General features: G+C 55.4%; 10 protein-coding genes and 3 tRNA genes. 9 read left to right on the top strand and 4 right to left on the bottom strand.

Annotated elements, in window-relative coordinates:
* Positions 1–75: 75 nt before the first annotated feature.
* The gene (locus OZX71_RS06400) at positions 76–492 is read right to left on the bottom strand and encodes an OsmC family protein (protein WP_277146384.1); all 417 of its coding nucleotides are present in this window, start codon (positions 490–492) and stop codon (positions 76–78) included.
* Positions 493–965: 473 nt separating this feature from the next.
* Between OZX71_RS06400 and OZX71_RS06395 the strand changes: the two genes are divergently transcribed.
* The 3 genes from OZX71_RS06395 (at position 966) to OZX71_RS06385 (ending at position 3,493) form a co-directional block, all read left to right on the top strand.
* Positions 966–1,838: a thymidylate synthase gene (locus tag OZX71_RS06395; RefSeq protein WP_277160676.1), complete on the top strand. Its 873-nt coding sequence runs from the start codon at positions 966–968 to the stop codon at positions 1,836–1,838.
* Positions 1,839–2,058: 220 nt separating this feature from the next.
* A complete protein-coding gene (locus OZX71_RS06390) occupies positions 2,059–2,718 on the top strand; it encodes a dihydrofolate reductase (RefSeq protein WP_277159743.1) in 660 nt (219 codons plus the stop codon).
* Positions 2,719–2,983: 265 nt separating this feature from the next.
* Positions 2,984–3,493: a low molecular weight protein-tyrosine-phosphatase gene (locus tag OZX71_RS06385; RefSeq protein ID WP_277159742.1), complete on the top strand. Its 510-nt coding sequence runs from the start codon at positions 2,984–2,986 to the stop codon at positions 3,491–3,493.
* A 161-nt stretch (positions 3,494–3,654) separates the two neighbouring features.
* On the opposite strand, the gene OZX71_RS06380 is transcribed toward OZX71_RS06385, so the two are convergent.
* The 3 genes from OZX71_RS06380 to OZX71_RS06370 all read right to left on the bottom strand — a co-directional run bounded on the left by OZX71_RS06380 (position 3,655) and on the right by OZX71_RS06370 (position 4,790).
* Positions 3,655–3,730 (bottom strand) — tRNA-Phe (locus OZX71_RS06380).
* 46 nt (positions 3,731–3,776) lie between these two features.
* Positions 3,777–3,850, bottom strand: a tRNA-Asp gene (locus OZX71_RS06375).
* Positions 3,851–4,067: 217 nt separating this feature from the next.
* Positions 4,068–4,790, bottom strand: a complete 723-nt coding sequence (locus OZX71_RS06370; protein ID WP_277159741.1) for a DUF4190 domain-containing protein — start codon at positions 4,788–4,790, stop codon at positions 4,068–4,070.
* A 64-nt stretch (positions 4,791–4,854) separates the two neighbouring features.
* On the opposite strand from OZX71_RS06370, the gene trmB reads away from it, so the two are divergent.
* The 6 genes from trmB (at position 4,855) to cydB (ending at position 12,062) form a co-directional block, all read left to right on the top strand.
* Positions 4,855–5,652 (top strand): tRNA (guanosine(46)-N7)-methyltransferase TrmB, encoded by a 798-nt coding sequence (gene trmB / locus OZX71_RS06365; protein WP_277159740.1) that lies wholly within the window; start codon positions 4,855–4,857, stop codon positions 5,650–5,652.
* Between the two features lie 274 nt (positions 5,653–5,926).
* Positions 5,927–5,998, top strand: a tRNA-Glu gene (locus tag OZX71_RS06360).
* A gap of 625 nt (positions 5,999–6,623) precedes the next feature.
* Complete coding sequence (locus OZX71_RS06355) at positions 6,624–7,796, top strand: NAD(P)/FAD-dependent oxidoreductase (RefSeq protein ID WP_277159739.1); 1,173 nt, start codon at positions 6,624–6,626, stop codon at positions 7,794–7,796.
* A 504-nt stretch (positions 7,797–8,300) separates the two neighbouring features.
* Entirely contained in the window at positions 8,301–9,482 is a 1,182-nt protein-coding gene (locus OZX71_RS06350) for an NAD(P)/FAD-dependent oxidoreductase (RefSeq protein WP_277146391.1), read from the top strand.
* A 46-nt stretch (positions 9,483–9,528) separates the two neighbouring features.
* Positions 9,529–10,995 carry a cytochrome ubiquinol oxidase subunit I gene (locus tag OZX71_RS06345; RefSeq protein ID WP_277159738.1) on the top strand — a complete coding sequence of 489 codons (1,467 nt, stop codon included), beginning with the start codon at positions 9,529–9,531 and terminating at the stop codon, positions 10,993–10,995.
* Positions 10,992–12,062: a cytochrome d ubiquinol oxidase subunit II gene (gene cydB / locus OZX71_RS06340; RefSeq protein ID WP_277159737.1), complete on the top strand. Its 1,071-nt coding sequence runs from the start codon at positions 10,992–10,994 to the stop codon at positions 12,060–12,062. The genes OZX71_RS06345 and cydB overlap by 4 nt, the downstream gene beginning before the upstream one ends.
* The last annotated feature ends 51 nt before the right edge of the window (positions 12,063–12,113 follow it).

The raw sequence follows: 12,113 nt of genomic DNA, 5'->3' as shown, positions 1-12,113 counted from the left end.
GAAGCGTGCGGATATGAAAATGTGGTGCATTCCTTGGGGAGCGCACCACATTGTTTATTTGTAATGGAATCACCTTTACTTGGTGAGTACCTTGATTTCCATCGTCACCGGCGTGGCGCGCTCATAGGTGTGCATCACCGTGCAGGACTTCTCGATGTGCTTTTCCACACGGTCCTTGAGCTTCTCGACGTCCTCGCCGTGGATGCCGGCGCTTTGTGCGTCAACGACCACCTGCTCGTGGAAAGCGGTGTAGACGTTGGCGTTCGGGTCGGAGTCGCCGTCGACGACGATCTTCGCGCCCTTGCCCTCGCCGAGCGAATTCTCGATGGTCATCTGGCTGGAAAGCGCGCCGCAGGCCGCCAGCGCCACTTTCATCAGGTCGCCAGGGTTGAACTGGCCCTTGCCGTGTCCGAACTTCAAGTGTGCGCCCTCGTCGCTGAACGCGTCCCAGGAACCGTCCTTGTTGCGCTCCACCCACAGTTTCTTTGCCATTGTGTACCTCCTTGCGTACGGCCTTGCGATAATCCAAGGCATATCCCTACCAATCTATCCCAGAGTCCCGCCGAACGTATGAAACATTGTGGCAATCGTATCCTCTGATTCTAGAAAACGTACCTTCAAATTGGTGTTTTTGACCCTACTTGGTGCACCAAGTCCTCGTTTTATCTTCAAATTGATGATAATTCTGTATTTTTTGGCGGTCTTGGTGCACCAAGTACCCCCTTTTTTAAAGAATGAGGAAGAATTATATCAATTTTGCCTCACTTGGTGCCACCAAGACCGCCGAAATCCGAACATTATCTCGTGGATGAGTGGAGAGCAGCCATGAATAATACGGAAAGTGGTTCGAAGGTTTAATGGATATCGGGATTCGACCAGTTATCGCGTTGTGCCTTGCAGAAGAAGATTGGGTTTTACGGTATTTCCCCTCTATGAAGAAATCGCTGAGGTTGCTAGAATGAATGATTATGCTGAACCAAGAACAACTTGAAGACATTCGCCGTAAGATTCCCGCGCGTCCGAACACCGACATCCCTATGCCTTACGAGGATTTGGTACGTGACATCCTCACCAACGGAACGCTCAAAACCGACCGTACCGGCACGGGCACGATTTCGTTGTTCGGCCGACAGATGCGATTCGACCTTTCCAAGGGTTTTCCACTGCTGACCACCAAGACGGTCTATTTCAAGGGCATCGCCTACGAGCTGCTGTGGTTCCTCAAAGGCTCCAGCAACGTGCGTTGGCTGCAGGAACATAACGTGCATATCTGGGACGAGTGGGCCGATGAGAACGGGGACTTGGGCCCGGTTTACGGCGTGCAGTGGCGCAGCTGGCCGGCACCGACCAAGGACGACCCGAACCGCACCATCGACCAGATCTCCAATGTGCTGGGCCTCATCAAGACGCATCCCGATTCCCGTCGGATGATCGTCACCGCATGGAATCCCGCGGAGGTCGAAGAAATGGCCCTGCCGCCCTGCCATGCGCTCTTCCAGTTCTATGTGGCCGACGGCAAGCTTTCCTGCCAGCTCTACCAGCGTTCCTGCGACATGTTCCTGGGGGTGCCGTTCAACATCGCCTCGTATTCTCTGCTCACGTTGATGATGGCGCAGCAGACCGGCCTTGAGCCGGGAGAGTTCGTCTGGACCGGCGGCGACTGCCACGTCTACGACAACCACATCGAACAGGTCCTGACCCAGCTTTCGCGAGATCCGTACCCCTATCCGCAAATCGAGATTAACAAGGCCGCCTCGATTTTCGACTACCGGTACGAGGATTTCAAAATCGTCGATTACCAGCACCATCCGGCCATCAAGGCGCCGGTCGCGGTCTGAGGCGGACTTCTGGTAAAAGTGCGGATAAGCGATGGATTCGGCACGGATGTCTGTCTGGTCAAGGCTTGCATGTCCGTGTTAGATCTGTATTCGTAGACATTCCCGTTCACGTTCTTATGGTTGCGTATACCTTTGGATTTGTTCTGTTTCAATCGGCGCGAAATCGCGTCTGAGGCGTTCGTTAGACTAAAAATATTGCCTAATTCAAGGAGTACATGAAATGGAGCATGACAGTAGCCGAACCGGCTATCACGAACCCGAGCCCGGACCTGCCGGGCAAAAAGTCACCGAGGACTGGGGAGACGATGTCGTCAAGACGTTCTCGGTCAATCTCATCTGGGCGTGTGCGCAGGATATGCAAGGCCGTCCTGATGCGATGGGGTTCAAAGGCGGGATGCCATGGCATTTGGCCGAGGATATGAAGCGTTTCAAGGAACTGACTGTTTCGCACCCGGTCATTATGGGGCGCAAGACATGGGATTCGCTGAATCTGAAATATCGTCCTCTTCCCAACCGCGACAATATCGTCGTCTCGCATGACCCGAACTGGCATGCTGCCGGGGCGACCACGGCCAACGACATCGACGCGGCGCTCGATTTTGCCCGTCAGGAAGCCATTCCCGACGACGGTCTCGACCGCAGCGAGATCTGGGTGATCGGGGGAGCGCAGCTGTTCCGCTCCATCATGCCTTTTGCCAACAAGGCCTATGTCACTTATATTCGAGGCCGTTTCGACGCGGACACGTATGGGCCCGATATGGATGAGCTGGTGCGTGCCGGGGCTTGGAACGTGCAGGACGACGGGCCGTGGATGTCGCCGCGTAAGCGCGAAGGCGCCGTCGAGGCCTATCGCTTCGTCACCTATCAGAAGAACCGGTGAAGTCAGGTAAACGCAATCGTCGACGCAGATACAGTTATACAGTTGTTTTAGCTGTGTCTGCGTTATTTTTTAAGTTGCGGCGATACCTGATACCCGTTTGAAATCTATCCGATTGGTTATGGACGATCGCCGTGCCGGTTTCTTTTGCTTTGTTTGCATTGCCGGCAATGTCGCTATTTGGTTGTCGGATCCGGGCCAGTTACGGCCGAGTCGTTATGATGGCTGTATCGATAGTTCCATTGTTATAGAGGAAGATACTGCAACCATGTCCAACCACCTGTACACCGTCATGACCGTCTGCACCGGCAACATCTGCCGTTCCCCGATGGCCGAGATCATTCTGCGTGTCAACTTCGAAGAGCGCGGGTTGGGCGACCGGGTGCGCGTGATGTCCAGCGGCGTCAGCGACGAGGAACACAGCCACCCCATCGACCCCCGCGCCGTGCGCGTGCTGCGCCAGCGTGGCTACGAGATTCCCAAGCATCATTTCGCGCATCGCATCACCGCCGAGGAGATCGATGAAAGCGACCTGTTCCTGCCGATGACCGCATCGCACGAAAGGGGACTGCTGCGCCTGTTGCCGGCCGATAAGAAGCCCGAGGTGCATCTTTACCGCAGCTTCGACCCGAACCTGCCCAAGCCCGCGCCAGGGCACGAGTCCGACATTGACCTGGTCGACCCGTGGTACGGCGGCCCGCGCGATTTCGACATCGCCATCGACCAGATCGACGGCGTCGCCCCGTATATCGTCGATTGGGTAGCCCAGCAGCTTTAAGTGCCGATAATAGTTGAAGCGGGCTTGGCGCGGAGCCAACCAGGCCAAGCCTGCTTCCTGCCAAATCCGCTGGGTAAACGCTGGGTTTGGACGATATCCACTTGCCAGCGTGAAATGAAAAAGCCTCGAAACCTTGCAATTACTTGGTTTCGAGACCTGAGTGGTGGCTCCGAGCGGCATCGATCCGCTGACCTAACGATTTTCAGTCGTTCGCTCTACCAACTGAGCTACAGAGCCATGAATAAATCAAAAACCCGGCGAACCGGGCTTAAGACCATTCGAGCGACTCCGGCCAGACTTGAACTGGTGACCTCCGCCGTGACAGGGCGGCGCTCTAACCAACTGAGCTACGGAGCCGTGGCTTGCTTTCATCAAGCAGCCGAGTGTTAATATTACTCAGAATCAGGCAGAGCGCAACCCTGCTGCCGTTTCAGCGTGTCGCCACGAAAACAGTGCACCTGATGGAAGCCATCGTAGCGCCGAAATACCAACGCTTGCATATACATCCTAGCCATGGTGAAAAGGACAATCCGAAACGAAAAGACGGTTGAGTTTGTTGTCTGAGTTTCAGGATTTATTCGCACATGTGATCGGCAGAAGGCCTATGCTGCGGGCCATGATAATGGTCCATCATCCTCCATCCCTGGTGAGAGCGATCGTGGCCTTCGCCTCCGAAATCGTCACAACGGTAATAGGTGTCATTGTGGTCCTTGTTTTGATAGGACGCGTTATCATTATCGTCGTCGAAGGGATTGCCGTACTCGCCGTCCGGATTGTCTTCATCGTCCGGGTCGTCCGGGTCATCGCCGTCGTCATCGAATGGGGCGGAATAGCAGTCCGAGCCGTGGCATTCCGGATAATCCGAATCCATATGGTTGAACGCGTAACCGAATGCCGAAACGATGGCGACGGCGACGATGATGTCCAATACCGTCAACACCGCGCCGATGGCGATTCCGGCAATGGACATGCCCTTGCTTTTTTCGCCGCTTCGATTGATCTGTACCAGCGCGATCACAGAAAGTATGAGCCCGATGAACGGCATAAAGAAGGAAAGCGCGAAACCGACGATGCACAGGGTGTTCCATTTCTGGTTCGGAGCCGGCGCGTAGTAGCCCTGAGGGCCCATGGGCGGCATTGGACCTGGGCCCGAAGGAGGCATTGGACCTGGGCCTGAAGGCGGCACCGAGCCGGGACCTGCGAAGCCGTATGGTTGGTAATTCGGCGTCTGTGGGTTTACGCCGCTGTATTGGTAGGGTGCCTGATTCGGGCTTGCATTGAAATCATTGTCATTCATAGCCAACAGTCTACGCGGGCCGGGTGAAGGTTCCGGGGTCTGCCTTCCGTTAGACTTGGGGTTCGTGCAGGAAAACGACAAAAGAATCCATCATGTGCTCTCATACGTCCGGAGAAAGGGGCGTCTCGATGATCGCTACAAGCGGGCCTGGCAGCGGTATTCGCCGGATTTCCTGCTTGACGTCAACGCGGGGGAGGGCTCGCTTGATTTGAGGCAGGGATTTGTGTTCGACCGTGATTTCGTGCGCAAGACCTGGGGCAACGACCATCCGTTGGTCATGGAAATCGGCACGGGGCAGGGCGAAAACATCATCGCCGCTGCGGGCGAACACCCAGAGGTCAATTTCCTCGCGGTTGAGGTCTACGACCCTGGTGTGGCCCATACCATGTTGCGTGCCGGCAAACTCAACCTCGCCAATCTGCGCGTCGCCCAGATCAATGCCCCGGAGCTTTTCAGCGCGTGCGAACCGGGTGTGGCCGCCGAAGTGTGGACGTTCTTTCCCGACCCGTGGCCCAAGATGCGCCATCACAAGCGGCGTATCGTTCAGCCCGCGCTCGCGTCCGACATCCGCAAGGCGCTGGGCGAGGGGAAGGTGTGGAGGTTGGCCACCGATATCGAGGATTATGCGCTTCACGTTCATGAGGTGATGGACGGGCGCAGTGATTTCGCCAATATCGGCACCTTGACCGTTTCGTTGCCCACTGAGCATGTCGGCAAGGGCACGGCGGATGAGGCCGAGTCATTGCCCCACGCCGATTTCAGGGAATCGGAACGCTTCGAAGGCCGTGTGCTCACGAATTTCGAGAAAAAGGGCTTGGCCGCGGGTCGCGTGATCCACGACTTCACCTACCGGGCTGTTTGAAGTTCCTGCTGTTTGAGGCTGCGGGAAGCGAAGCCGAGGCGGGATGCCTCTGATTCGCTGTGTCTTTTCGATGTTCGGCCTATGCCGCTGCCCGCCTGTCTCTGCTTTTCAACGGTTGAGCCGCATGGGATGGCCCTGCGTGACTTGCCGTTCAGTTCAATGCATTGCAGTTTTGTGGATCCGCAAATGTTTGCGTATTGCAATTAGTTGGCGTTTGCCAACACGCCGAGGCTTGCTCGAGTCGAGTTCGTATTTTATGATGAATAGGTTGTTAGCCCCCCTCGTCTAACGGTTAGGACACCAGACTTTCAATCTGACAACAAGAGTTCGACTCTCTTGGGGGGTACTTTTTCAAGGTTTCTCAAACATCAATCAACAGTAGGCTCAGGCTTACTCCCAATTGACGTTTCAGGGTGTTCGGCACCGTTGCTGTCTTCATCGTAATCACGCCAAATCATCATGAATAATCTCAAGTCGAACTCAAAATGAACCCGCAGTGACTCACCGTGAAGCGCAATGATGTCGAGCTTTTAGGGAGGATATGAAACGACGAGCTTTCAGCAAATTGTCATCACGATAGTTGTTGACGGAGCCGCGTTCAGCGTACTGTGTGCGCTGAAGAGAAGTGAACGATTGCCGGTATGGCTGCTGCTCCGATATGCCCCGGTTCCGTCCCTGTGCCGTAAACCACTCTTGAACATCTTATAAGGAGAATTGCCGGCCGGTGCCGGGTGAACGCTGTCTGTCTGATCGAACGAAGGCAGTCGTTTTCCCGGTTTTTATTTCGTCACACTTTGTGAAATATGTCATATTGGGTAGTCGCTTCGTGCAGAAATGTATCTGATTCTGCAATTTAAATCGTTTTTCATTTTTTAAAAGGATAGTTTTAATTTTGTAAGTATTGGACGAGGGCTGATACGCAATGTATGCGTATTTGCCCTTACTATGATTCCCAACGAAGGGGGTTTACGATGACTGCAATCGTTATTATTGGCGCAGGTTACGGCGGAATGCGTACAGCGAAGCAACTTGCCAAGTCCAACGTCGACGCCGACATCATTCTGGTCAACAAGAATCCGTATCACTATCAGTCCACCGAACTGCACGAGGTCGCCGCAGGTACCAAGGAACCGGACCAGATTTCGTTTGACGTGCGCAAGGCCGTTGATCCCAAGGTCAAGGTGATCATCGATGAGGTCACCAAGGTCGATCAGGACGAAAAGAAGGTCGAGCTGAAGAATTCCAACCCGCTTTCCTACGATTACTTGGTCAACGCGTTGGGCTTCGAGTCCGAGACGTTCGGCATCAAGGGTGCGGACGAGAACGGCTGGCCGATCATCGACATCGATACCGCGCTCGCGGCGCGCAAGCATCTTGAGGACACCCTGAAGAACTACAAAACCAGCCACGACGAAAACGACTTGCATATTGTGGTCTGCGGCGCCGGCTTCACATCCATCGAATATTTGGGCGAGCTGGTCTATCGTCTGCCTGAGCTGGCCAAGGAATACGATTTTCCGCTTGATTTGGTCAAGATCGACTGCATCGAGGCAACGCCGAAGATTCTGCCGATGTTCGATCCGAAACTGGCGGATTGGGGCGTCAAGTACCTCGAGGACCACGGCGTCACCTTCCATGCCGGCACCCCGATCACCGAGGTCAAGCCCAACGCCGTGATGAGCAATGACACCGCCTTCCCGGCCAACACCATCATCTGGACGACCGGCGTGCGTGGCAGCCACGTCATCGCCGATTCCGGATACGACCAGAAGCGCAACCGCGTGGTCGTAGAGGACGATCTGTCGGTCAAAGGCCATCCGGAGGAGTTCCTCGTCGGCGACGTCTCCGCCGTCCCGAACCCGGACAACGGGCGTCTCTATCCAACCACCGCCCAGATCTCCATCGCCCAGGCCGATACGGCCGCCGATAACATCGTGGCGCGTATTGCAGGCAAGGAGGCGAAGAAGTTTGTCTACAAGTCACTTGGTACGTTGTGCTCGCTCGGGCCCAAGACCGGCATCGCCGAAGTCGATATGGGCGGACATTGGAAGCTCAAGGGGGCCAAGGCGTCCGTCGCCAAGAAGGCCGTCGCCGATCGTTCCGTCACCGAACTGACGGATGTCTCCGGCATCATGAAGGAGTAGTCGTCTCTAGTGTCGATGCCTGCTTTTGCTAGGCGTCGGCACCAGACTGGCCTGTGGCGTTGGCAGGCGACAATATCGAAAAGGATATGAGCAGGCGCTGGCCATGTGCAAAAGGCCAATCGGGAATCTTGAGGGTGTATCGGGAGTGCCAATCTTGCGATACGCCCTCGTTTTGTTTCAAGGTACGCGTATCGAACGATATTTCGGACCATAGGCCATGCCCCGGTCGTAACGAACTCTTTTTGGCTTATAGGCCCGTTTTAACATTTTATGCGACAAAATAATCGTTCTGCGTCGCGAAAAATGCTGCTCCATAACAAAAAGCGTCTTGAGAAGTGACATATGCCATAAAAGAGCGGGAAAATGCTTGTTTAGCCTATTATTTGCAAGGTTTTAATCGTTTTTTGTTCAGCTTTTCATATATTGTTGAAGTGTGTTGGCAATGATGAAGTCCGATAAGACTTCATCTTTTCTGTGATTAAGCTATAAGGAAAAGTGATTGGAATGAAGAGAATCGTCGTTCTTGGAGCAGGATACGCCGGGATGCGTATCGTCAAGAAATTAGCTGGTTCAGGCGTGGATGCACAAATCGTGCTGGTCAACAAAAACCCGTACCATTACCAGTCAACCCAGCTCCACGAAGTCGCCGCAGGGACCAAAGAACCTGCGGATATTACCTTTGACGTCAGTCAGGCCTTCGCCGGTAAGAACAATGTTCAGGTGATCATCGATGAAGTGGTCCGCATCGACCAGGACGCCAAGAGCGTCGAGCTCAAGGACAATGCGCCGCTCCAATATGATTATCTGGTCAATAGTCTGGGCTTCGAGTCCGAGACGTTCGGCATCGCTGGTGCCAACGAGAACGGGTGGCCGATCATCGACATCGATACCGCGCTGGCTGCCCGCAAGCATCTTGAAGACACGTTGAAGCGCTACAAGGCCAGCCACGACCCCAACGACCTGCGCATCATCGTCTGCGGCGCCGGCTTCACCAGTATCGAATATCTCGGCGAGCTCGTCCACCGCCTTCCCCGTCTCGCCAAGGAATACGGTTTCCCTCTCGGCGAAGTCAAGATCGACTGCATCGAGGCCGGGCCGAAGATCCTCGGTATGTTCGACCAGAATCTGGCCCAATGGGGGGTCAAGTATCTTGAGAAGAAGGGCGTCACCTTCCACGTCTCCACTCCCATCACCGAAGTCAAGCCCAATGCCGTGATGAGCAACGACCAGGAGTTCCCGGCCAACACCATCATCTGGACCACCGGTGTTCACGGCAGCCATGTCGTTGCGGATTCCGGCTATGACCAGAAGCGCAATCGTGTGATCGTCGCCGATGACCTGCGCGTCAATGGCCAGCCCGATCAATTCCTTATCGGCGATGTCTCCGGGGTCATGAATCCGAGCAACGGGCGTCTGTACCCGACCACCGCCCAGATCTCCATCGCCCAGGCCGATTGCGCGGCCGACAATCTCATCGCGTTGATGAACGGGCAGCCCACCAAGAAATTCGTTTTCAAGGCTCTTGGCACGGTTTGCTCGTTGGGACCGACTGCAGGGATTGCATCGATTGACATGTTTGGTCACTGGAACCTCAAGGGTTGGATTGCCAGTGTCGCCAAAAAGATGATTTCCGATCGTGCCGTCTTGGAGTTGACCAATATTGGTACTATGCTGGAAAGTGATTGATTCCGTGCTTTTATGAGTAGGGAATACTTGGGAAGAAAGGATTAAAATGACTGTTTTAGGGTTATCGCGATTCCAGTTCGCGATGACGACGGTCTTCCACTTCTTCTTCGTACCGTTATCCATAGGCTTGGCATTTACAGTGGCTGTAATGGAAACGTTATACGTAGCGAAGCGGAAATACATTTATAAGCGTATGGCACAGTTCTGGGGGAAGATTTTCCTCTTGAGCTTTGCTGTTGGTGTAGTGACCGGCATCATCCAGGAATTCCAGTTCGGTATGAACTGGTCGAACTATTCGCGTTTCATGGGCGATATCTTCGGAGCTCCTCTGGCCATCGAGGCCCTGCTGGCGTTCTTCATGGAGTCCACGTTCATCGGTGTCTGGATGTTCACCTGGAACCGCTTCAAGCCGGGTGTGCATGTGATTTTCATCTGGCTGACCTGGTTGGGCTCCACGGTTTCCGCCATCTGGATTCTCGCGGCGAACAGCTTCATGCAGAACCCTGTGGGCTTCGGCATCAACAAGAAGACGGGCCATGCCGAGATGACGAATTTCGCTGCTGTCATCAGCAACCCCCAGCTTTGGCGTGAGTTCCCGCACATCGCTACGGGCGCGTTGATGCTCGGCGGCATGGTCGTGGTCGGCATGAGCGCCTTCGGCTTCATGCACAAGAACGCCGACCGCGCCTTCTTCACCCGTTCGATCCGCGTCGGCGCCATCATCGCGCTGATCGGCTCCATCCTCGTCATCATCACCGGCGACCTGCAGACCCTTGAGATCATCAAGGATCAGCCGATGAAGTTCGCCGCCACCGAAGGCATTTATGAGGACCTCAAGAGCCCGGCGCCTTGGATGGTCGTCGGCTTCATGAACGAAGGCAGCCACACGGCCGCTGGTCTCGAGATCCCGGGCATGCTCTCCCTGCTTGCTTTCCACAAGCTCTACGGCGGAACCATTCAGGGCATGAACACCCTGAACCAGCAGTTCCTCGGTGAGCGCGGCAAGATCATCAAGAACGGCATCGAGCATCCTGAGATTTCGAACTACTACGTGCCTGCCAACGTGCTGTTCTGGAGCTTCCGCTTCATGGCCGCCGTCGGTTTCGCCGTGCTGATTCTCGCCATCTGCGTGCTGTGGTTCACCCGTGCCTCCAAGAACACTCTGGCGGACAGCCGCTGGAAGCTCTGGGTCCTGGGCGTGTGCACCTATCTGCCGTTCATCGGCACCACCGGTGGCTGGCTCATCACCGAGCTCGGCCGCTATCCGTGGATCGTCTATGGCCTGCAGACCATCGCCGACGCTGTCTCGCCGACGGCTACGGTGACGAGCCTGCTGATCACCAATATCGTCTACTTCCTGCTCTTCTGCCTCATGGGCGGCGTGATGATCTTCTACTCCCGCCGCGTGCTTCATCAGGGACCGGAGCCGGATGTTGAAGGTTCTGCACAAACGGCTACCGCGGGTGCACATGTTGGCGCCCATGCGGCCAATAGAAAGGTGGCGTTGGCATGACTGCATTTCTCGCTAAGCCATTGATCGATGGCAACAATTTCCTGCAATTGCTGTGGTTCTTTGTGATTGCTTTGGTATTCGCCATCTTCCTTTTCCTTGACGGCATTGATTTCGGTGTCGGCATGGCCACCCGCGTGCTGGCCCATAACGGCGATGAGCGTGCGCTGTACATGCGTGCGGTCGGCCCGCACTGGGACGGCAACGAGGTCTGGCTCATCACCGGCGGCGGCGCCATGTTCGCTTCCTTCCCGCTGTGGTATGCGAGCCTCTTCTCCGGCTACTACCTGCTGCTCTTCATCGTGTTGGTCGGCCTGATTCTGCGTGGCGTCTCATTCGAGTTCGCCGCACACGCCATCACCGATCGTGAGCGCAACGTGTGGCAGTGGGCCAACTTCGCCGGCAGCGTCATCGCGCCGTTCGGCCTGGGCATGATGCTCACCAGCGTCATCCAGGGCGTTCCGATGGATGCTCAGGGCAACGTTCACGCCGGTTTCTTCGACGTGGTCAACCTGCTCTCCATCGTCGGTGGTGTGGCTGTGGTGTTCTTCAGCTTCCTGCACGGTCTGCACTTCCTGAGCCTCAAGCTCGACGAAGCGACGTCCGAGAGGATGCTCAACACCTCCAAGAAGACCTACTGGATCGCCTACCCGGCGCTCGTGATCTTCGTCATCCTGGCGTTCATCTTCACTGATTTCTATCAGCGTCGCACCAAGTCCACACTGCTGATCACCGTGGTCATCCTGGCCGCGACGATCTGTGGACATCTTGCAGCCTACAAGAAGCGCGGAGGCTTCGCCTTCCTCGCTTCCGGCGTCACCCTTGCCGGTATCATCGCCTTCATCTTCAACGGGCTTTTCCCGAACGTGATGATCGCGACCGATCCGTCCAAGAGCCTGGCTGTGTCCACCGCCTCGTCTTCGCAGTACACGCTGGAAATCATGACCATCGTGCTTTGCTGCCTCCTGCCGATTGTCCTGATCTACTTCAGCTGGTCGTATTTCATCCAGCGCAAGCGTTTGCTCACGGACAACTCGCCAGAAGCCATCAAGGCGGCTTTGGCCGAGTGACGGACTGATGTTCGTTCTTTCGCCTGAAAGTTAGATCAATGCCCGATGCTC

It is taken from the genome of Bifidobacterium sp. ESL0764, from assembly GCF_029395515.1.
Lineage (GTDB): Bacteria > Actinomycetota > Actinomycetes > Actinomycetales > Bifidobacteriaceae > Bifidobacterium.
This window is presented reverse-complemented; position numbering and strand designations above follow the sequence as displayed.